Annotated in this window: 21 protein-coding genes and 1 tRNA gene; 17 read left to right on the top strand and 5 right to left on the bottom strand. The window is 48.6% G+C overall.

The genetic code is table 11. From position 1 onward, the window contains the following. Positions 1–114: 114 nt before the first annotated feature. From cysQ to pyrE, 6 genes are all read left to right on the top strand, one after another. Positions 115–897, top strand: a complete 783-nt coding sequence (gene cysQ / locus CMM32_05405) for a 3'(2'),5'-bisphosphate nucleotidase (protein ID MBT06338.1) — start codon at positions 115–117, stop codon at positions 895–897. A 90-nt stretch (positions 898–987) separates the two neighbouring features. Continuing rightward, positions 988–2,451 carry a glycosyl transferase gene (locus CMM32_05400; protein ID MBT06337.1) on the top strand — a complete coding sequence of 488 codons (1,464 nt, stop codon included), beginning with the start codon at positions 988–990 and terminating at the stop codon, positions 2,449–2,451. Positions 2,452–2,813: 362 nt separating this feature from the next. Beyond that, on the top strand, positions 2,814–3,596 hold the full coding sequence (locus CMM32_05395) for a glycosyl transferase (protein ID MBT06336.1): 783 nt from the start codon (positions 2,814–2,816) through the stop codon (positions 3,594–3,596). Then, entirely contained in the window at positions 3,557–5,536 is a 1,980-nt protein-coding gene (locus tag CMM32_05390) for a nucleotide sugar dehydratase (protein ID MBT06335.1), read from the top strand. Before CMM32_05395 ends, CMM32_05390 begins: the two co-directional genes overlap by 40 nt. An 86-nt stretch (positions 5,537–5,622) precedes the next feature. Further along, the gene (gene purH / locus CMM32_05385) at positions 5,623–7,209 is read left to right on the top strand and encodes a bifunctional phosphoribosylaminoimidazolecarboxamide formyltransferase/inosine monophosphate cyclohydrolase (protein MBT06334.1); all 1,587 of its coding nucleotides are present in this window, start codon (positions 5,623–5,625) and stop codon (positions 7,207–7,209) included. Between the two features lie 59 nt (positions 7,210–7,268). Next, positions 7,269–7,832 carry an orotate phosphoribosyltransferase gene (gene pyrE / locus CMM32_05380; GenBank protein MBT06333.1) on the top strand — a complete coding sequence of 188 codons (564 nt, stop codon included), beginning with the start codon at positions 7,269–7,271 and terminating at the stop codon, positions 7,830–7,832. 7 nt (positions 7,833–7,839) lie between these two features. On the opposite strand, the gene CMM32_05375 is transcribed toward pyrE, so the two are convergent. Next, a tRNA-Gly gene (locus tag CMM32_05375) sits at positions 7,840–7,914 on the bottom strand. A 290-nt stretch (positions 7,915–8,204) separates the two neighbouring features. Here CMM32_05375 and trxA point away from each other — a divergent pair. The 4 genes from trxA (at position 8,205) to CMM32_05355 (ending at position 10,423) form a co-directional block, all read left to right on the top strand. After that, positions 8,205–9,119 carry a thioredoxin gene (trxA, locus tag CMM32_05370; GenBank protein ID MBT06332.1) on the top strand — a complete coding sequence of 305 codons (915 nt, stop codon included), beginning with the start codon at positions 8,205–8,207 and terminating at the stop codon, positions 9,117–9,119. Positions 9,120–9,123: 4 nt separating this feature from the next. Further along, the gene (locus CMM32_05365) at positions 9,124–9,771 is read left to right on the top strand and encodes a peptidase S16 (protein MBT06331.1); all 648 of its coding nucleotides are present in this window, start codon (positions 9,124–9,126) and stop codon (positions 9,769–9,771) included. Between the two features lie 62 nt (positions 9,772–9,833). After that, the gene (locus tag CMM32_05360) at positions 9,834–10,061 is read left to right on the top strand and encodes a hypothetical protein (GenBank protein MBT06330.1); all 228 of its coding nucleotides are present in this window, start codon (positions 9,834–9,836) and stop codon (positions 10,059–10,061) included. Next, positions 10,058–10,423: a hypothetical protein gene (locus tag CMM32_05355; protein ID MBT06329.1), complete on the top strand. Its 366-nt coding sequence runs from the start codon at positions 10,058–10,060 to the stop codon at positions 10,421–10,423. Before CMM32_05360 ends, CMM32_05355 begins: the two co-directional genes overlap by 4 nt. A 5-nt stretch (positions 10,424–10,428) precedes the next feature. Here CMM32_05355 and CMM32_05350 read toward each other — a convergent pair whose 3' ends face one another. Next, positions 10,429–11,646, bottom strand: coding sequence for a 2-octaprenyl-6-methoxyphenyl hydroxylase (locus CMM32_05350; protein MBT06328.1), 1,218 nt, complete (start codon positions 11,644–11,646; stop codon positions 10,429–10,431). 138 nt (positions 11,647–11,784) lie between these two features. Between CMM32_05350 and CMM32_05345 the strand changes: the two genes are divergently transcribed. The 5 genes from CMM32_05345 (at position 11,785) to CMM32_05325 (ending at position 19,032) form a co-directional block, all read left to right on the top strand. Continuing rightward, entirely contained in the window at positions 11,785–13,182 is a 1,398-nt protein-coding gene (locus tag CMM32_05345; GenBank protein ID MBT06327.1) for an amidase, read from the top strand. A 167-nt stretch (positions 13,183–13,349) separates the two neighbouring features. After that, a complete protein-coding gene (locus tag CMM32_05340) occupies positions 13,350–14,630 on the top strand; it encodes an ammonia channel protein (GenBank protein ID MBT06326.1) in 1,281 nt (426 codons plus the stop codon). A 146-nt stretch (positions 14,631–14,776) separates the two neighbouring features. Beyond that, a complete protein-coding gene (locus CMM32_05335) occupies positions 14,777–15,961 on the top strand; it encodes an aspartate aminotransferase (protein MBT06325.1) in 1,185 nt (394 codons plus the stop codon). 9 nt (positions 15,962–15,970) lie between these two features. Beyond that, positions 15,971–18,319, top strand: a complete 2,349-nt coding sequence (locus tag CMM32_05330; protein ID MBT06324.1) for a cell division protein FtsK — start codon at positions 15,971–15,973, stop codon at positions 18,317–18,319. A 65-nt stretch (positions 18,320–18,384) separates the two neighbouring features. Further along, complete coding sequence (locus tag CMM32_05325; protein MBT06323.1) at positions 18,385–19,032, top strand: hypothetical protein; 648 nt, start codon at positions 18,385–18,387, stop codon at positions 19,030–19,032. Between the two features lie 16 nt (positions 19,033–19,048). On the opposite strand, the gene CMM32_05320 is transcribed toward CMM32_05325, so the two are convergent. The 3 genes from CMM32_05320 to CMM32_05310 form a co-directional block, all read right to left on the bottom strand. After that, entirely contained in the window at positions 19,049–19,732 is a 684-nt protein-coding gene (locus CMM32_05320; GenBank protein MBT06322.1) for a hypothetical protein, read from the bottom strand. An 86-nt stretch (positions 19,733–19,818) separates the two neighbouring features. Then, entirely contained in the window at positions 19,819–19,977 is a 159-nt protein-coding gene (locus CMM32_05315) for a hypothetical protein (protein ID MBT06321.1), read from the bottom strand. 165 nt (positions 19,978–20,142) lie between these two features. After that, positions 20,143–20,856: a YggS family pyridoxal phosphate-dependent enzyme gene (locus CMM32_05310; GenBank protein MBT06320.1), complete on the bottom strand. Its 714-nt coding sequence runs from the start codon at positions 20,854–20,856 to the stop codon at positions 20,143–20,145. Here CMM32_05310 and CMM32_05305 point away from each other — a divergent pair. Both CMM32_05305 and CMM32_05300 read left to right on the top strand, forming a co-directional pair. Beyond that, positions 20,855–21,505: a thiamine monophosphate synthase gene (locus tag CMM32_05305; GenBank protein ID MBT06319.1), complete on the top strand. Its 651-nt coding sequence runs from the start codon at positions 20,855–20,857 to the stop codon at positions 21,503–21,505. The two genes, CMM32_05310 and CMM32_05305, sit on opposite strands and share 2 nt — an antisense overlap. 158 nt (positions 21,506–21,663) lie before the next feature. Then, entirely contained in the window at positions 21,664–22,185 is a 522-nt protein-coding gene (locus CMM32_05300; protein ID MBT06318.1) for a hypothetical protein, read from the top strand. Positions 22,186–22,222: the final 37 nt, after the last annotated feature.

The raw sequence follows: 22,222 nt of genomic DNA, 5'->3' as shown, positions 1-22,222 counted from the left end.
AAACACTCCATTTTACCAATAAAATCCCTCGTGTGGAGGTCATGGCGTTAAAATAGATCATGTTATGGTAGACCTTAGCGTTACTCTATGCACTAGAACTATTGGAAAATCGTGATGGGTTCTCTCGTACCAACAGGATCTACACTCATTCATCAAGTATGCTCCATCGCCGCAGAAGCTGGTGCAATTATAAATTCCTTTGTCCCAATTAGCGGAGTGGTTGAGTACGACCTGAAGCATGATATGTCACCTGTCACTAAAGCCGACAAGGCAGCCAACGACCATATTGTGACAGCCCTAAAGCGCATACAACCGGGCGCTGTAATTGTTGCCGAGGAAAGCGTTGAGAGCATGGAGGCCATTAAAAACGTAAGTGAGCCGTTCTGGCTTGTCGACCCCCTAGACGGCACTAAGGAGTTCATAGCTGGGCGTGATGAATTTACCGTTAATATTGCCCTAATCGTCCACCGAAAACCGCAATTAGGCGTCATTTATCTCCCGGCACAAGACTGCATTTATTGGGGTGAAAACGGCGTTGGAGCGTTTAGGGCATCTGGCGGGGAAAATCCTATCCAAATCAGCACAAGGCCAATCCCTCCCGCCGGTCCCACCGCAGTGGGCAGCCGCTCCCATTCCAACGCGGCAACCGAGGAATGGCTTTCTCAACAAAAGATAAGGGATTTCCAAGCCGCTGGCTCCTCCTTGAAGTTTTGCAAAGTCGCGGAAGGCAGTGCAGACATTTATCCCCGTTTTGGAAGGACCATGGAGTGGGACATCGCAGCCGGTCACGCGATCCTAGCGGCGGCGGGCGGGCGCATAAGGACTATTACCGGTGAGCGCTTACGCTACGGAAAACCTGGCTTTGAAAATCCCAATTTTCTCGCCGATGGAGGCTGATCCCGCTTTACATCCTCCGACACTCCAATACGATGGGTCCCAACCCCTTTGCTAATGAACTATCCTTTTTATCCCAATCAGCCCAAATTGATGAAAAATAGCCTAGAAACTACACCTACAAACGCGCCATTATCACTGCGGAAGCAAACTATAAAGGCACTAGCTGACCAGGTAGCTGACCAGAGAACGACGTGGATTGCACGCAACCAATTTTACTACGATGATCACTATAGATTTATGCGTTTTTTAACACCATCCAATGCTCGGATACTGGATTTAGGGTGCGGCGTTGGGGATCTGTTAGAAGCACTCTCTCCAAGAAGCGGTGTGGGGGTCGACCTGAGCGAGAAATCTATTCAAATAGCCACAGATAATCTTCCACAATACAGGTTTTATGTAGGCGATATAGAAAACCCTGACACGTTCAAAAAACTAGGAGGCACCTTTGACATAATCATTCTCTCTGACACTATTGGAATGTTAGAAGATATCTCTGACACGCTTGCCTCTCTCAAGACACTATGTAAGCCACACACTCGGATAATAGTATCTTATTACTCTCTCCTTTGGAGCCCGGCGCTAAAACTAGCTGAACGTTTTGGATTTAAGCAGCGTCAGGTACCATCGAATTGGCTTTCCTCACGAGACATTGCTCACCTGCTGGAACTTGCTGATTTTGAAGTGGTAAAACGGAATTACCGACAGCTAGTTCCGAAACACCTTTTTGGGTTGGGCCGAGTGATCAATAAAGTTTTTTCTTGGTGGCCCGCTATAAGAAGTCTATGCCTTCGCCACTATATCGTTGCTCGACCTGAGGTTCGTAAACCACTTGCCAACCCGTCTGTTTCCATAATTATCCCCTGCCGTAATGAAGAGGGTAATATTGAAAACGCGATATCTCGCATGCCCCGATTTTGTCAAACTATGGAAGTGATATTTGTTGAGGGTCACTCTGACGATAATACCCTTCAGCAAATTGATAGGGTTATCCGCACATATCCAGATTGGGATATACGGAGTTATGTACAAGAGGGCATTGGAAAAGGTGATGCCGTTCGTAAAGGTTTTGCCGAAGCTAAAAACGACCTCCTCATGATATTGGATGCCGATCTCACTGTAGTGCCCGAGGCCTTACCCAAATTCTATAATGCCTACATCCAAGGTAAGGGGGAATTTATAAATGGAAGTCGGCTCATCTATCCCCTTGACCCAAAGGCGATGCGTTTTCTTAATCTTGTGGCAAATAGGGGTTTTTCAATTTTATTTTCATGGTTACTAGATCAGAGGCTCACCGACACCCTCTGTGGCACCAAGGTACTTTCGAGGGAGGATTATAAGAAAATAGCGGAAAATCGTTCCTATTTTGGAGAATTTGACCCGTTCGGAGATTATGACCTCCTCTTTGGCGCCGCAAAACTCAACCTAAAAATAGCAGAAATACCGATTCGTTATGCCGCTCGGACCTATGGAGTAACCCAAATTTCTCGCTTTCGGGACGGATGGTTACTAGTGCGGATGATCACATTCGCATGGCGTAAATTGAAAGCCATATAGCGTATGTACCTTGCAAAATTAATTTTCCACAAAACAAAAGTAACCAATGTTGGGCTCGAAGTAGGACCAAAGTCCACGTCGGGATTCATGCCGTGCCGCCCCTTTCTAAAAGTTGCCACATCGGCCTTAGGCCCGTTGTGCCTCTAGACATCATGATACTAGCTGTGTCAGCCGGGATTGCCGCCGGCTCAACATGGTTATGCGCGGCGTTCGCGCGTTCCTTGCTGTTAAGACATCGTATACTGGACAACCCAGGCACACGATCAAGTCATTGCGGTTCGGTACCAAGGGGCGGAGGAATTGCCCTGGTAAGCGTGATATTAATTGGATGGGCGGCTCTCAGCGCACTTGGGTTAGATCATATGCGCCAAATTAGTGTGATAACTTCAATGGCTCTACTAATAGCTATAGTCAGCTGGTTTGATGATATCAGCAATCTTTCAGTAATAAGCCGCTTATCTGCACAAACAGTGGTGGTAACAATAAGTATGCTTCTAATCCCAACAGATTTTATGTTGTTGGGTTTTCTAGCTCATCCCCTGGGAATGATAGTAGTCGGTATAGGTTGGATTTGGTTTATGAATGTCTTCAACTTTATGGACGGCATCGACGGCATAACTGGTGTTGAAACCATTTCAATATGTGCGGGGATAGCCCTCACGCTAGGCTTCCTTGGATCAGAAAGTTACATTTCCTCGCTCGCTATTATTGTTGCCGCCTCAACCTTGGGTTTTCTTTCCTGGAACTGGCATCCGGCAAAGTTATTTCTGGGAGATGTTGGCAGTATACCTTTAGGCTTCTTACTCGGGTGGCTACTTTTCAGCCTAGCCCGGGAAGGAGAGTGGGCCGCCGCTTTGATTTTACCGAGTTATTACCTAGTAGACGCAAGTCTGACCCTAATTGACCGGGCCATTAGACTTGAGCCCGTTTGGAAGGCCCACAGGCAGCATTTCTATCAGAGGGCTGTCGCTGGCCAACTCAGCCATTCTCAAGCTACTAGAGCAATCATAATAACCAACATTTGGCTGATTGCTTGTGCGTTGGTAAGCACCATTATAATCCTACCGGGTCTTATTGGGGCCTTTTTTGGGATAGTAGCCCTTTTATGCTATTTTCGGCTAGTATCTCAGTCCGTCGGACCCTAGTTGTTTCTCCAATGACTCACTTTCGCTTAAGATTAGACCGCCCTTACGTAGCCGCCGGCCATGATATAATTATGGCAGGGGTCGCTTTCATTTCCTCTTTATATCTTAGGATGGGCTCGGATTTTTGGCTCCAGGCTCAGGGATTTCTGCTAGAGGGCACGATCATTTTTACGACCATCTCTGGGATTGTATTCGTCAAAATGCACCTCTATCGGGGAATTTGGCGCTACGCATCCCTGGACGATTTTTTGGCCATTACTAAGGCTGTGTCACTAGCAATATTGATTTTTGCGTTGGCAATGTTTGTTCTTACTAGGTTGGAGTCTATCCCTAGGTCGGTATTAGTAATTACGTGGCTTCTACTCATCGGTCTTTTAGGAGGTCCGCGGCTCTTCTATAGGATCTTTAAGGACAGGGGTGTTGTTGGACTATTAGATAGCAGCGGCCTTAGCCGAATTCCCGTCATAGTAGTTGGCACGGACGATATCGCTGATGCTTTTCTGCGCCAGCAAAAAAGACCGGGGGAGCAATACCGCATTCTTGGTTTAATCGGAACCAACGGAGATGCTATAGGAAGGTACATCCACGGCATACCCATTCTTGGCGATTTGACAACCCTTGAAGGAGTGCTGAAAGACCTCAACCAGGCGAGCGTGAGACCTCAGCGAATACTTATTGCAGGGGCACCGGTAACCGGTGTGCAAATTCGTAGCTTATTGGAATTAGCTGATAGTCACGGCATGACACTTGCGAGGCTCCCCCGTCTTACTGACTTCAAAATGGAAAGCTCTAATGTAACCGAATCCCGCCCCATTGCCATTGAAGATCTTCTTGGAAGACCTCAATCCCGGCTCGATCGAGCGGCGATGACATCTCTGGTACGCGGTCGCAAAGTGTTGATCACCGGTGCCGGCGGATCGATAGGCAGCGAGCTCTCCCGCCAAGTTGCCGCAAAACAACCTCATCGGCTCATTCTCTTAGACCACGGCGAATATAACCTATATTGCATAGAAAAAGAGCTGGCCAAACAGGCTCCATCTTTAGATAAATGTGCTGTTTTAGGCGATATCCGAGACAAAAACTTTTTGTCCCAATTGTTCGAGGCAGAAAGGCCTGATTTGGTCTTTCACGCCGCAGCCCTAAAGCACGTTCCTCTCGCTGAGTCCAATCCTTGTGAGGCTATCCTCACTAATGTACAGGGTACCGTGAACGTTGCCGACGTCTGCAAAGCATTCCATGTTTCTGCTATGGTTCAAATTTCCACCGATAAGGCAGTCAAGCCTAGCAGCGTAATGGGGGCAACCAAATGGCTTGCGGAGAACTACTGCCAGGCTCTGAACACGCTGAACCCAAATAGTGGTACCCGTTTTATGACAGTCCGATTTGGCAATGTTTTGGGTTCAACAGGTTCCGTAGTGCCGCTATTCCAGGAACAGCTTGCTAACGGGGGGCCTCTTACAGTGACGCACCCGGATATCCAGCGGTATTTTATGACGGTGAGCGAGTCTGTAGAACTAGTATTGCAAGCCTGTGTATTAGCGCTCTCCCCAGGCAAAAAAGCTAACACCGCCTCTGAACCTTTGGGGAGTCTCTATGTACTGGATATGGGGGAACCAATCCGTATCCAAGATCTAGCAAAACAGATTATTCGTCTTTCCGGACTAAGGCCCGATGAAGATATCTCCATAAAATATATTGGCCTTAGAGGAGGTGAAAAGCTCTCGGAGGAGCTCTTTCATGACTGGGAAACCTTGATTCCCACCGACCACGAAGCAATCCGCCTTGCCGTCACTCAACCGACTGCTATAGATACATTGCAAATAACTCTTTCAAAACTTTCCTCGTTGGCCAGTGCAAGGGAAGAGGGGCCAACGCTTGAGTTCCTACACCAATTAGTGCCAGAATTTAGCCGGACTAGAACCACTGGAGATCCCGAGTAAAATCGTTTTTTATCAGGGCACTAGAACTGTCAAAGGCTGGTCGGCCACCACATTTTTTAGACAACTCCAATTACGAGGATACCTGCATGACTAATCCAAAAACCCTAAAACTCCGGCGGGCCCTAATTTCCGTATCTGACAAAACTAACCTTGTTTCTTTTGGCCAAGACCTAAACGATTACGGCGTAGAAATATTATCCACCGGCGGCACGGCACTAACTCTGCAAAATGCAGGCATTCCCGTCACGGAGGTAGCTAGTTTGACGGACCTGCCAGAGATGATGGGGGGGCGGGTTAAAACACTTCACCCCAAAATACACGGGGGTATTCTCGCGCGTCATAACAATCAAAACGATGCTGAAGATATGAGCCGCCATGGAATAAAACCAATAGACCTGGTTGTAATTAACTTATACCCATTCCAAGAAACCGTTAAAAAGGGGAACAGTCGGCCAGATTGTATTGAAAAAATAGATATTGGCGGACCCGCTATGATCCGGTCAGCGGCGAAAAACCATGAGAGGGTTGTCATAGTTACCAACGTAAATGACTATGAAATGGTGGCTAAAGAGATTAAAGAAAATCAGGGTGCAACATCGCTTAAGCTCCGCAAGAAACTTGCCCGCCTTGCATTTGCAAGAACCGCTAGTTACGACGTCGCGATTGCCAACTGGTTTAGCGAAGACCTCGGAGATACAATTCCCTCCAGGCTTTTGCTCTCAGCCAACACCCTCATACCTTTGCGTTATGGGGAAAACCCGCACCAAAAGGCCGCTTTTTTCCCTTTAGACCATGGTCGTACAGGTGTGGGAAACGCCAAACAAATTCAGGGCAAGGAACTCAGTTATAATAATCTTAATGATACCGATGCCGCATTTGAGTTAATTGGGGAATTTGATAGCCCCGCGGCAGCCATTATCAAACACGCAAACCCATGCGGTGTTGCACTAGGGGCGAACGCTGTAGAGGCCTATAAAAACGCGCTTAAATGCGATCCAACCAGCGCATTTGGCGGGATTGTCGCCTTCAATTGCCCGATAGATAAAAACGTAGCTTCCGAAGTTGTCAAGAAATTTTCGGAAGTGATTATTGCTCCCAACGCGACTGAAGAAGCAAAAGTTGTATTTTCAACAAAAAAGAACCTCCGGCTTCTTTTGACGGAAACGATGCCCGCATCTCATGAAAAGATCTTAAACATAAAATCAATAACTGGTGGTTTGCTGGTCCAAGAAAGTGACAACTCGCAGGTTACCGCATCCGACCTTAAAGTCGTAACGAAGAAAAGGCCCACGGATAAGCAATTGGATGATCTTCTGTTTGCTTTTCGTGTATGTAAACACGTTAAGTCGAACGCCATAGTATATGCAAAAGACGGAATGACAATAGGCATAGGAGCAGGACAAATGAGCAGGGTGGACTCCGCCCGAATAGCTGCGTGGAAAGCATCCGAAAACAGTGAAGAGGAAAATGCGACCCTCATCCCTACTGCCAACTCTGTGGCCGCATCTGATGCTTTTTTTCCCTTCGCGGATGGAATCTTGGCGCTGGTTAAGGCGGGTGCAAAGGCTATTATTCAACCAGGCGGGTCCATACGTGATGAGGAAGTTATACAAACCGCAAACGATCACAATCTCGCAATGGTATTTACGGGCGTGCGTAATTTCCGACACTAATACTGCACTTCTTTTATAAACAGGAAGGCGCAGAGCGCCGAGGCAATGGAGAGAAACACATGACAAGCTGCACGAACATTAAGGAAAAACTCAAAAACCTAGTAAGAGAAAAGTCTCTATTATGTGGCGCTAATTTCACCCTGGCCTCCGGCGAGACGAGCCAATATTACTTTAATATGAAAAATACAACCTTTCACCCGGAGGGCTCCCTGCTCTTATCCGACCTTATCTTAGAGCTACTGGAACCATACAGAGTAGATAGCATAGGAGGCCTTGAAATGGGTGCAGTCCCTATTGCAGCCGCCGTAACATGCCGAAGCTTTCAGACAGACCTGCCTGTTGCCGGGTTTTTTGTCAGAAAACAAACAAAAGGTCACGGCACCAAATCTTTGATTGAGCCCAACCAACCGGCGGGAACAAAGGTTGCTATTATTGAAGATGTTACCACCACTGGCGCTTCAGCCTTGCAAGCCGTGGACGCGCTTGAGGCAGCAGGTTGTAAGGTCTCCGTTATCATTACTCTGGTTGACAGACAGGAGGGTGCTACAGAAGCCTTTGCCAGCCGAAACCTCCCATTCCATGCATTATTCAGCGCTTCAGACTTTGACGTATCCGCCGCCTAAGTAATAGTGGAGCGGGCGATGAGATTCGAACTCACGACTTCAACCTTGGCAAGGTTGCGCTCTACCCCTGAGCTACGCCCGCATAAAAACTCCACACCTTTCCAACACGACCAGGTGAGAAGACCACAGGCACGCTCATATCAGACCCGCACGCCGAAGTCCACGGAGACTTTTCTTCATTTTACCCATGGCATAAGCATTAGGCCTAGTAATAACAATGGAATAACCCCAAAATCGGTGTATTATTTCGCAAATTGAGGATAAATCGCGCCTAAATATAATTGGGACTACGGAAGCAAACTATTTATTTACGGGCCTTTAAGAGCCAGGTTATGAATCAAATAATGGTCAGGAACCACGGAGCACATTGAAATGGAACCCATTATAGGTGGTCAGGCTGTACCTGACGACGTTGTAAAGGACAGCGACGCAGCGAATTTTATTTCTGATGTGATCGAGGCATCCCGCGAAACACCTGTGGTGGTGGACTTCTGGGCACCTTGGTGCGAACCCTGCAAACAACTTGGTCCTCAAATAGAAAAGGCGGTGACAGGAAAAAACGGCCAGGTAAAACTGGTTAAAATCAACGTGGATGAAAACCAAGAAATAGCAGCGCAGTTGCAAGTGCAGTCGATACCAGCGGTCTTTGCCTTTAAGGATGGCAGGCCGGTGGATGGTTTCGTGGGAGCCCAACCCGAAAGTCAAATTAAAGCCTTCATTGACCGATTGGCTGGAGATTCGGGGCCGTCACCTATAGACCTTGCTCTGGAGGAGGCCGAGTCCCTTGTTTCTCAAAATAACCACGCCCAAGCGCAAACTATCTTCGAACAAGTCATTGCACATGACCCAGCCAATACTGCTGCCATTGCCGGCGCTCTTCGCTGCCATGTTAGCATGGGACAGTTATCTGAGGGACGCGACTTGCTAAACTCGCTAGATCCAGCGCTTCACCAGCAAGCAGAAATTTCTGGGGCGATTGCCGCTCTGGAGTTGGCCGAGGAAGCCTCCGAATTAACCAACACCGATGCGGACCTGGAGCCCTTAAAGATGAAACTTGAGGCTTCACCTTCCGATCACCAGGCAAGATATGATCTAGCTTGCGCTTTGTGGGCTATAGGCGAACGAGCCAAATCCGTGGATGAGTTGCTTGAGATTATTCGCCAAAATCAGAGTTGGAATGAAGACGCCGCCCGTAAACAGCTACTAAAATATTTTGAGGCAATGGGCCCCACCGACCCGTTAACCATGGAGGCCCGCAGTCAACTTTCATCCCTTCTGTTCTCTTAAAGAGATGCAACCATATCAAATTGAGCATCTGCCCGAAACACTTCCCGTTTTTCCCTTACCGGGTGCAATTCTTTTACCCTCCGGTAAGTTACCCCTTAACATTTTTGAGGCTCGATACCTCAGCATGGTGCGAGATGCCCTCAAAACAAATTGGCTCATTGGCATGATACAGCCAAAACGTAAAGGCACCGAAAAAGGCGACCATCTATACGAGGTCGGTTGCGCTGGGAAAGTCGTGTCGTTTTCCGAAACTGAAGACAATCGTTTGCTAATAACACTAAGCGGATTAATAAGATTTAAGACTACAGAAGAACTGCCGCCGCAGAACGATTATCGCACATTTCAAATTGACTGGGAACCATTTCGGGCTGACCTTCAACCTGCCTCCGAAGGCGAAATTGATCGCAACAATTTGGAAAGAGTGTTGCGGCAATATTTAGAATCAAAAAATATTCCGGCAAAATGGGAAGAAATAACAAAGACACCCAGCTCCTCACTATTAACCTCCCTAGCCATGCAATGCCCTTTTACAGTGGAAGAAAAACAAGCTTTGCTTGAAACCCAGAACCTAGGAGAGTTGACCAGTCTCATAACGTCTTTATTAACTATGGCTACCGACAGTAATGCAACGTCTTCGACCGCTCAGCATTAAATCGTTAGAGCGCCACGCAAACAAGATGGGCACACAATTTTTAACAGGGAGAAACACTTCTGATGGAACAGAATCCCAAACCACCTAGAACTCAGCAAACAGGTCCGAAATTGAATTCCAAACTACTCGAAGTGCTTGTGTGTCCGGTAACCCATGGCCCATTGCAATACGACGAACAAGCTCAGGAACTCATAAGTAAGAAAGCTGGGCTGGCATTTCCGATCCGTGAGGGCATACCTATCATGCTTGCCGAAGAAGCTCGCCCACTTGAACCAGGAACGAGAGAGTGAACTTATCTCCACCTATACCGACTGGAATTCGGGTTAAAACAAAGGAAAAAATATTAGAAATAGATTTTAATGATGGAAAATCTTATACGCTTCCGGCGGAGCTCTTAAGGGTCGAGAGCCCTTCCGCAGAAGTTCAGGGTCACAGTGCGAAAGAAAAAAAACTCGTTTCCCAAAGACGCCACGTCGGTTTTCTGGGAGTCGAAAACGTGGGCAACTATGCAATCCGTATACGCTTCGACGATTTTCACGATTCTGGAATATATTCGTGGGAGTACCTCAAATTTCTTGGAGAAAACGCCGGAGATATCTGGGCTAAGTATTTAAAATGTCTAACGGATACGGGTCTTAGCAGGGACCCATAGGACCCTCACGAAGGCTCCCCCTCTAAAAGTTTTGGAAGCTTACCCAAAAGGCCCATCGCGTGTTTTCGAAAAAGGGCCTTTAGTGGCCTATTGCTATTCACCGCAGTTAGCCCAACATTTCGCATAACCCGAAAGACCTCACTGTCGTGAGCAAATAGCCTATTCAAGCCATCCGTAACCGCAGCCATAGTCAATGCATCGAACCTCCTCCAACGGCTATACCGGCTCAGGGTCCCCTGGTCTCCGATATCGAGACCAAGGCGTCGAGCATCAGCTATCACCTCCACTAACACCGCCGCATCCCGTAGCCCTAAATTCAAACCCTGACCGGCAATGGGGTGGATTGCGTGAGCAGCATCACCAACCAAGGCGGTTCGTTGGGCCACTAGGTCTTTGGCCATGGTAAGGCTAAGAGGATAAGACCAGACCCTTCCAGCCAGGCCTAAATCTCCGAGAAAATCGCCCAAACGCCACCTCAACTCATCTAGGAAAATCTCCGCCTTCACTTTAAGCAATTCCCGTGCGAGTTCTGTTCTTTCGGTCCAGACCAGAGACGACCTCTTTCCTCTCATAGGCAATATTGCGAAGGGGCCTCCACGCAGAAAACGCTCGTGGGCGATTCCTTCATGGTCAAGTTCATGCGTCACCGTGCAAACTATTCCCATCTGCCCATAATCTTTGTACGTCGTGCCAATGCCAACACAAGCCCTTACGGAAGACACCCGACCATCAGCTGCGATGACCAACGGGGCCCGCACGAAAGTCCCATCAGAGAAAAGTGCTGAAACTCGAAAAGCATCCGTCTCTAGTTTTTCTAGGAAGGTTCCGTTTTTCAGCGTTATTCTCTCTTCACGCTTGGCCGCTAGATAGAGGGCACAGCGCAGAATTCGGTTCTCCACAATATAGCCCATTGGCTCTCCGCCAAGGTCATCACTATCATAGTGCAGAAACCTCGGCGCCTCCCCGTCAGAAACCCGGATTTGGTAAATGGGCTGGGCTTCGGATGAGACCATCCCCCACAACCCTAGCGCCTTAAACAAGTTGGCCGATCCTGCTGCGACCGACGAAACGCGACCATCGAATTCTGCACCTGTCGAATTTTCTGGTGTGTCTCGATCAATCACCACCACACGGAAACCCGACTGGGCAGCGGAAATGGCTAAGGTAAGCCCAACTAACCCACCGCCAACTACCAAAATGTCTGCGATTAGACTATCATCAATCGGGCTCAATTCGTTACACCACTCTACCGATCCGTATAATACACCACTCACTTCTCAACAGGAGAGTATGGGAAATATTAAACTATTCCAAGGTCCTCGCACTAGCCGTTTTACATTTGCTCCACGCACCTGAAGGAAATGCTGACAATGCAACATAACTGGGACACGATGACAGCACTTGAGCTAGGACAAAAAATAGCAGAAAACTTCATCAACCCTGTGGAATTGACCGAATATTTTCTTGAGCGCATGAAACATCATGATAGAACCGGCTCAATTTATGTACGCCACACGAGAGCCCGGGCTTTTCAAGAAGCTGAGGCTGCAAGACAACGGGCTAAGGCAGGAATGACCCGGAGCCGACTCGATGGTGTACCAATATCTTGGAAAGACCTATACGATACTGCCAATATTCCCACCGAAGGGGGCTCTCCTTTGCTGGTAGGGCGAACACCCACGACAGATGCCCTAGTGCTTAAGCGAGCTACAATGGCTGGCCTAGTCTGCCTAGGTAAAACCAATACCGTCCAATTCGCGCTGGGTGGAATTGGCAGCAATCCTCATACCGGCACCCCGCCGAATGCTGTTATGAAGGATGCACCTCGCGCTCCCGGAGGTTCCTCTTGTGGAGCAGCGGTCTCAGTTGCCAGCGGGCTGGCCGCTGCGGCAATAGGATCCGACACTGGTGGATCAGTGCGAGTGCCAGCAGCATGGAATTGTCTCGTGGGTCTCAAAACTTCATATGGTGCACTCCCACTCGATGGGGTCCTGCCACTATCTCCAACCCTAGACACCGTTGGACCGCTAACTAAGAGTGTAGCTGATGCCGCCGAAATATTTGGAATCTTGGGGGCCCGTATTCCCGTGGACTTAGAAGGCCGTAACCCGGTTAATCGGCTCCGCCTTCTATGCCCAACTAATGTAGTTTGGGATCAGGCTGATCCGACAGTCGAGTCAAACACTCGCAAAGCCCTCGACGCCCTCGACAACTTAGGAGCCGCGGTGGTGCACGACACCGTGCAGGCGTTCGATGAAATTACCGACGCAATAATAAAAAAAGGTGGTATTGCTACGGCAGAGGCCTACACAACTTGGCGCCATTTGGTAGACACCAAAGGCGCGGCCATAGATCCAAATGTCTTAGCACGTTTTCACCAAGGTCGAGAGATGTCAGCGCCTGATGTGGAAATAGTTCGGGCCGAGGTCCGGAAACAGGCACCAGCTCTCTATGCGAAGCTTGCAGGTTTCGATGCGATGGTAATGCCAACGGTACCAATACTTCCACCAACGCTTGAGAGCGTCGATCGAGATCCAGAAGCCTATCGTATCGCAAACATGTTAGCGCTCCGCAACACAACACTCGGCAACATACTCCCGTGCTGCGCCGTAACCCTTCCAATACCGGCAGAAATCCCATGTGGCCTTATGGTGATGGCACCAGCCGGACATGACAACAGGCTACTGCGAATAGCCGCAACGGTCGAAAATGCCTTGGGCTCTGCCCAGGAATCAACCAACACAAAGGCTCTTGACTAATATTTGTGCGGTTGTACAAACGGCCCAGAGATTAATGGTAGAAATTTGAGCATAAATGCCATAGTCTTATGCTCGGAAAGTTGGCTTTGGGTTTCAAGCCGTTCTGGTGCAATCAGCACAAATTATTGAGTGGTACAAAGATAGAGGGTAAAAAAACCATGAGACTAATGAATTACGTATATGGTCCCACGTTAACAATGGGACTGTCTCTCATTGCAGGACCGGCCCTTGCACAAGATGCCTTATCGGGCGCAAACACCGCATGGATTCTGACCTGTACGGCCTTGGTCCTATTTATGACAATGCCTGGACTGGCGCTCTTTTATGCAGGGCTGGTGCGTGCTCAAAACGTCGTATCTGTTTTGATGCATTGTTTTGCTATCTGCTGCCTTGCCTCTGTGTTGTGGTTTGTTTGCACATACAGTTTAGCCTTCAGTAACGGAAACGATTATGTAGGGGGACTTGGCAAAGCCTTTTTAGCCGGCGTCGGCCTAATGTCAATGTCAGGAGATATACCGGAAACTGTATTCTTTATGTTTCAAATGACATTCGCAATTATTACTCCCGCNCTAATAGTCGGCGCCTTTGTCGAGCGAATTAAATTCAGCGCAGTGCTTCTTTTTAGCTTACTCTGGTCAATAGTTGTTTATGCTCCAGTAGCCCACTGGGTCTGGGGAGGTGGTTGGCTTGGAAATATGGGTGTCCAGGACTTTGCGGGAGGTCTAGTGGTCCATATGACGTGCGGTATCTCGGCTCTCGTGTTGGCAGCTGTCCTCGGTCCACGCGCCGGTTTCCCNGGAGNCATCAAACGCCCTCANAGCCCTGTACTAGTTATGATTGGGGCCGCAATGCTATGGGTCGGCTGGTATGGCTTCAACGCGGGTAGCGCGTTGGCTGCAGGCGAAGCTGCCGGAATGGCCATGACCGTAACACATATTTCTGCGGCGACTGCAGCACTCACGTGGATGTTGATTGAGTGGCTCAAACATGGAAAGCCTACTCTCGTTGGAATAGCAACTGGCNCCATAGCTGGTTTAGCCACCATAACCCCAGCGTCGGGTTTCGTTGGACCCATGGGGGCTCTCTTCATTGGCATTGCCGCCGGAATCGTCTGCTACTATATGTGCGGCATAGTGAAGAATGCACTAAAGATTGATGATTCGTTGGATGTATTTGCAGTTCATGGCGTTGGCGGGGCCATGGGAACCCTTCTCACCGCAATATTCGGTACCGTTGCATTAGGGGGTTTGGGCCTCTCGGACAAGAGCATGGGTAGCCAATTTGGCGTCCAACTTACAGGCGTTATTGCAACCTTGGTCTGGTCGGGCTTGGCGACACTCATCATAGCTAAAATCCTCCAGGCTACTGTTGGCCTCCGGGCAAGCCAAGAAGAAGAGACGGATGGTTTAGACATCGTAACCCATGGCGAAAGAGGGTACGAACTCTAGCTTCTTAGGTATTTTTAATATGTGGAACAATCGTGGCGGCCCCCTCGGGCCGCCACTTTTCGTTGGAACGTCGCTTGATAGTATAAACTGGTAGTTTAATGTCGGAATAAAAGAGGTTTCTTCCTAGCATCCTGGTGCATACAACTATGGTTAATGAACGGCTTGACTTATTACGGGATTATCCCTTTCGGAGACTGAGTGCTTTACTGGCGGACTTAAATCCACCCGCTAGGGAGGAGGAGATTATAATGTCGATCGGGGAGCCCCAACATCCGTATCCGGCATTTGTGGATCGCNTCTTGGCAGAAAACTCCGGATTATGGGGCAAGTACCCCCCCACACTGGGCACCCGGGAGCTCCGGGTATCTATTTCAGATTGGCTACACAGAAGATACGGCCTCACCTCCATCCAAATTGATCCTGATAAGAATGTTTTACCCGTTGCTGGCACAAGGGAAGCACTATTTTCGGTCGCTCTTATGGCTACTCCCCAAGGGTTGAACAGGCCCAGGCGGGCAATATTGATGCCCGATCCATTTTACCAGATATATTCAGGAGCAGCCGTCATGGCAGGAGCTGAGCCTGTATATCTGCCAACCTCAGAGGATACTGGCTTTTTGCCCGACCTGTCGGGCCTGTCCCAAGAGACACTTCAAAGGACAACACTAGCCTATGTTTGCAGCCCGTCAAATCCACAAGGCGCTGCTGCGACTCCAGAACAATTTAGCCAATATATTGAAATGGCAAGAAAACACGATTTCGTTCTGGTAGTGGATGAATGTTATTCTGAGATATATTTTNGAAAGCCATTGCCAGGAGTATTGACAGCCTGCGATCGGCTAGGTGGCTTAACCAAAAATGTTTTAACCTTTCACTCCCTATCTAAGAGATCCAATGTNCCTGGCCTCCGCTCGGGATTCGTAGCTGGAGACCATCAACTCATCAAATCATTTGGGCGGCTACGTCAATATACCGGTAATGCAAGCCCCGGTCCCGTGTTGGCAGTCGCCGCCGCCCTCTGGAAAGATGAATCCCATGTTGAAGTCAATCGCAGACTTTACCGGGAAAAATTCGACGACGCTGAAATATTGTTGGGCGAACATCCATGCTTTTACAAACCAGAGGGAGGGTTTTATCTTTGGCTCAAAGTCGGTGATGGAGAAGCGGTAACTCAGACCCTCTGGAAGGAAGCTGGCGTAAAGGTAATGCCCGGGAAGTTTCTCAGCACGGAAAACGGCGATGCCCCAGGCGCTGGCTACATACGGGTGGCATTGGTTCATTCTCGAAAGAAAACTGCAGAAGGCCTTCGCCGAATAGCAGCTTTGCTGTAAAGTAATAGTATGGCATCGTCAGGGCATCGTTATCCCTCCCTTTTACCCTCTGGCACGGCGGAGTTCGCACGCCGCAGGGCTTGTGAGTTGCTAGGCTTAATTCTTGTAATTGGCGCAGCCTCCCTTATGGCTGCCCTAATATCCTATAATTCAGCGGACCCGTCCTATAACACCGCCACAGGGACTGCCCCAACAAATTGGTTGGGTCTAGGCGGATCATATATATCAGAAATAATGATCGACTCATTTGGCGCCGTGTCCATTATCCCTGTGCTCGCTTTGTGTGGCTGGGGATGGCGTTTAATACGCCGCCATACTCTTGACCTAGCATGGCTTAGAATAATGGCAGCTCCCTTACTTATGCTAACAGCTGCCGCTGCCCTCGCTTTTATCCCCTACGCCCTTCCCCTAAACCCAGCTGGCAACATAAGCCCGGCTGGCTATGTTGGCTATTATTTAGGCGCCCATCAGCTTTTGGTAGCCAACAGTCTGAGTATTCCATTTTGGATTTTGCCCCTTGTATTCGGAGCAATTACATTAGGCACACTCCCGCTTACTTTGGGAGTCCCATGGAATGACTGGAGGGCCCTGCTTACTATGGTGTGGCGATCAATCCAATGGCTAGCTCTTAGCGCCTGGTGGGGTATAACCAACTTAGTGGGACCGTTAACTGCGCAAAGCGTCCACAAGAAACGCATGAGATCTGCCGCTAAAAAACGACACCGCAAAAAGTCTAAGGCCAGGGTGGAACCCAGACTCCGAACCTCTTCAGTGAGCTCCTCAAGAGTGAAGGAGCCGGATCGCGTTAGACCCGGAACCCGGGAGACTAAGGAGCGGCAGGGCAGTTTAAGGCTGGACAAAAAACGTGCTGAACTGCCCCCTTTAAGCCTATTAGCAGCCCCAAAAATGGCCAAAAGCAACAGTGTAGATAGAGGATCCGAACACAAGGAAAGGCAGGCTCTTCTTGACGCGCTAGAACAGTACAAAGTAGGCGGCTCGATAGCGGCTAGTCGCATAGGCCCGGTTGTCACGAGGCATGAATTTGTGCCCGTGGAAGGAACCCGGGCGGCACGCGTAATTGCCCTATCCGATGATATAGCAAGGTCGATGAGCAGGATATCCGCCCGTGTGGCAGTAATACCTGGAGAGAATGCCATCGGGATTGAGCTCCCTAACCCCAATCGACAAACTGTCTACCTCAGGGAACTTCTCGGAAGCGCTGATTTTGAGAATGCTGCCCACCAATTACCATTGGCCCTAGGTAAAGATATTGGAGGAACACCAATCATCGAGGACCTAACAAGGATGCCGCACGTGTTGGTCGCCGGCACCACTGGGTCCGGTAAGTCTGTCGCTATAAATAGTATGATACTGTCCCTGGTGTATCGTCTGCCGCCTGAGTCTTGTCGGTTGATAATGATTGACCCAAAAATGCTGGAGTTATCGGTCTATGATGGAATACCTCATCTTCTTCATCCAGTTGTTACAGAACCAAAGAAAGCTGTTGTAGCACTCAAATGGGCGGTGAAGGAAATGAATGAACGATATCGCCTAATGTCAAATTTAAACGTCCGAAACATCGCGGGCTACAACAAACGGGTAAAAGACGCAGATCTAAAAGGCCAACAGTTAACCCGAACAGTGCAGACAGGCTTTGACCACGAGACTGGTGTTCCAGTCTACGAGGAACAATTGCTAGACATGGAGCCATTGCCACTATTGGTAGTGGTGGTCGACGAAATGGCCGATCTTATGTTAGTGGCGGGGAAAGAGATAGAAATCGCTGTACAGTCTTTGGCACAGAAAGCCCGTGCCGCTGGTATTCACCTCATTATAGCAACACAACGCCCGTCAGTTGACGTTATAACGGGGACCATTAAAGCAAATCTACCGACAAGGATTAGTTTCCAAGTTACCTCCAAGATCGATAGCCGCACCATTCTGGGAGAACAAGGAGCAGAACAATTGTTAGGTATGGGTGATATGTTGTATATGGCGGGCGGGGCCCAACTGAAACGAGTGCACGGGCCTTTTGTCAGTGAAGACGAGGTAGAGCTTGTGGCCAATTTCCTGCGTGAACAAGGCGCCCCCGAATACCTTGCTGAGGTCACAGAGGATCCTGCAGAGGACACTGAGGCGGGACCTGGTGAAAATATCATGCGAGACGATTTGTATGATAAAGCCCTGCAGCTTGTACTATCTCAAAGGAAAGCGTCGACAAGCTTTATTCAGCGGCATTTACAAATCGGCTACAATAGGGCTGCACGCCTTATAGAACGAATGGAGTCGGAAGGAGTAGTAAGCTCCGCAAACCACGTTGGAAAAAGGGATATCCTAGTTCCCTCATCCGATGTCTAATGTTTCTCAGAATTTAACTACAGCCATGCCCAAATTGTTGACAGCAACACTCTANATCCAAAGGGATGCACATGACCAGCTTTATTGTCTTCGCTCTATTTTGTGCTCTTACCCTTAATATCCCTTCAAACACTTACGCACTTGAGTGGTCAGAAGGAGAACAGGCCGACATAGACTCTGTCGAGAATTTCTTAAATGAACTAGACACATACCAGGCCCAGTTCATCCAAGTGTCACCCGATGGACATTATTCTGAGGGCTGGATTTGGGTTCAACGTCCCAGGCATCTTCGCGTAGAATACGCATCCCCGAACAACCTGTTACTCGTGGCCGATGGAACTTATTTAATTTTCGTAGATCGCGACATAGATCAAATATCAAAATATTCCTATGAGTCAGGTCCCTTTCGTTTTCTGCTGAAAAAAGATGTGGATTTAACAGAAGACATGATAGTAAATGCCGTTGGTCGGGACTCCGATTTGCTCCACATCACTCTCGTTGATGAAGACGACTTTAAGGCAGGATCGGTTACTTTATCGTTCACAGAAAACCCTATGGAGTTATCCGGCTGGATCGTCACAGACCCGAATGGGCACCAAACGAAGGTCGCTCTTCATAACTACTCGTACGGGCTCAGCCTTCACAAAAAGCTTTTCCGATTTACTGAATTCGATAAACTTCGAAAGGACTATCGTTACGGGGTATACGATTAAGATATTAGTGAACGACCTAATCTAGTTTTAGTCGATAGCCTTGAGCGGTTTTAACCAAAATATCACCAGATCCATTTGCCTCCTGCAGTTTTTTTCGCAGCCTATAAATATGGGTTTCTAGGGTATGTGTCGGAATAGAAGCTCGATAGCCCCATCCTTGCTTTAATAAAGTTTCCCTGGGCACAGGCCGTTTACCTGCTTGATACAGCATTTCCAGTATAACTCTTTCCTTCTCGGTCAGCCTGATAGACGCCCCTGTGGACCTATTACTCAACGTACTTTTGAGAGGAGTAAAGATTACCGCATCTATCTCGTACGATACGTGGCTAGTCGCAGGGTCATGAGCCAGCAAGGCATTNACCCGGTCTAACAGGGTGCCAAGGCGAAACGGCTTAACGAGATATTCGTTGGGAAGAAAACCCACCTGAATAGTTAAAACCGGGCTGACAGCGGGGTCAATCAACACCACCACGGGAATGTTTTCTCCCAATAGAAACCCAAAATTAGCACAGGCAGAACTGCAAAGATCGGAAGTGGGAAGATCAAGCAGAGCCAGTGAGAATTGTGCCTCAGACAGGCAGCGCGCCGCCGCATCCAAAGAGCTCNATTCAACGACCTCACATTCCCTGTATCGCCCTATAGCCTCAGCAACGCTGGCAGAAAAGGAGATATCATGTCCCACTAAAAGCAACCGATCCATTTTCAGTTTTTCCGCAAAACCCTCATCTCAAAGCATGTATCGCAGACATATATCACCCACTTTGGTGCTCATTTCGAATCTCTGTGCTATTCGCGAAGGCTGACCAACCCCCAACATCGCTGGCTTAGGCCTTGGTTTTTGAGATAGTACCATGCTCCACTCAGATTCTCTGCCTTGACAACGACGACATCATAATAACCTACCACACCTTTCCAAGTGCACTCGGCGTGCGTCTCGCTACCCATAAAACTGTTTTCTGAAGGTTCCGGGANGAAATACTACATGCCTTCTACCATTTTGCAATTCTCTGACCGGACAATTACCTTGCCGACCCACCACGCTAGCAACCTCTAAATATACTCCCAACAGAGAAACCGAAAAGTAGTTATGCAACCGACAAGTGACCACGTCTAAGTGTCATCCTTACTCAGCTCTTCCCTAGGGCCAAATATAGCACTTCCCACACGTACACTCGTCGCCCCAAAAGCAAGTGCAACTTCAAAGTCCTTACTCATACCCATACTAAGTGAGGCTAACTCATGCCGTAGCGCTATGGCCCTGACCAAACCAAAATGAAGGGACGGCTCCGCATCCACAGGTGGAATGCACATTAACCCCTTAACCGGCAGGGCTAACTTAGACACACAAAATTGAATGAACTTATCAGCCTCCGCTGGATCTGTACCTCCCTTCTGCGGCTCACATCCCGTATTTACCTGGACCAGCAAAGCCGGGCAAAATCCATTTCGATCTCTAAATCTGGCCAATTCTTCCGCAAGTTTTGGTCGATCAACGGTCTCTATAACATCAAAAAGTTTCGCAGCCTCTTTAACCTTATTGGTCTGTAATTGACCAATAAGGTGAAGCTTAGCTTCCGGATATTTATCTTTTAATACAGGCCACTTGCTCAAAGCCTCTTGCACCCTATTCTCACCAAAAGATGTATGTCCCCACCTCAACAAGGTTTCAATCGGATGCTGACCGATTGTCTTGGAAACGGCAACCAGAGTAGGATGTGCGGTAGCCANGCTCGAATGTGTTATTGCTGTTCGTATGCGAGCTTTAACATTTTCCAATCTTATAGCAATATCTTCACCCTCACTCGTAGGAGCCTTTGTGCGCATGTTACTATCTAAACCCTATTTGCGATGGCCAATCGGCAGGATTGCCAAAATAAACAGCCAAGGAGCTACTACCAAAGTGATGGGACAGCGGCTACGTGTCCCCTTGCCTTCCCTCATATTTATTACCGACCGAACGCGACAACCTCATCCAGAAGTAATTGTGTCTGACCTCCCCAGAGGTTCCGCCGTGTTGTTTCGTGATTATGGACTGCTTAACCGAAAGCTACTAGGCAAAAAACTAGGGGTGTTATGTAAAAAGAAGCGGTTGACCTTTCTAGTGGCAGGCGACGGAGACTTAGCCCACAACCTTGCTGCAAATGGCATTCATCTAAGCGAAGTACACCTCCAAAAGGTACCCTACTGGCGATCTAAACATCCTAATTGGCTCATTACCGTTGCGGCCCACTCGGAGGCAGCAGTTCGCAAAGCTGCCCGGGCAGGAGCCGACGCTGCTTTGGTGTCCCCAGTTTTTAGCACTCAGAGCCACCCTGAAGCAAAGGCCCTGGGCGCCATGCGCCTACGCCGTCTCGTTGCATCCTGTCCAATTCCCGTGTATGCCCTCGGAGGCGTTAACATTACAACTCAACGGCTCCTTAAGAACATCCGTTTGTGTGGATTGGCCGGAATATCTTCGTTTGACCAAGAATAGGCAATATACTTTATTGGTTTTCAATGAAAGTGGCTGATCTACCTCTCGACAGCAATCGTTCGGGCATCTATGGTTGCCAAATTNTTGGAGGTTTTATAGCTCGGAAAAACCAAATCCGAGCCGGCCCTACTACAGAATGGATTTTTGGGCTAAAATACATGAGATACATAACTGGAACTGCGATCATTGGCATTATGCTGTCTACAACAGGATGCAGCACGCTNCCGTTTTCTGACAGTGGGAATTATACGACCAGCGAGATTCAAACTATTTCGTCAAGCTCGGCAGGTCGATCTGAAACACCACCTTCCCTTACCAAAAGTCAAACAACGGGCACAATTAGTGCTGGCCAAGGGGTAGGGGTAAATGGTTATCTTTGGAGAGCCTGCCTAGACATTCTATCCTTTATGCCATTGAGTTCAGCGGACCCGTTTGGGGGAGTGGTGATCACAGACTGGTATTCGCCCCCGAACACACCACTAACTCGCTTTAAGGCGACAGCATATATTCTCAGTAGCTCACTTCAATCAGACGCGGTAAAAATTGTCGTATTTCGACAAGTACGCGGCGAGGACGGAGACTGGATTGAGTCTGAGGTAAACAAAAATGTTGGCATCGATCTGGAAAATACTGTGTTGGCACGGGCCCGCGAGCTCAAAGTAAGGGTAAATCCGCGATAATGGCTAAGAGTGATATGACTAAACAGGATGCTAAGGC

It is taken from the genome of Rhodospirillaceae bacterium, assembly GCA_002728255.1.
GTDB lineage: Bacteria > Pseudomonadota > Alphaproteobacteria > UBA7887 > UBA7887.
Note: the sequence above shows the minus strand (reverse complement) of the source record. Positions and strands in the feature narration are given on the sequence as shown.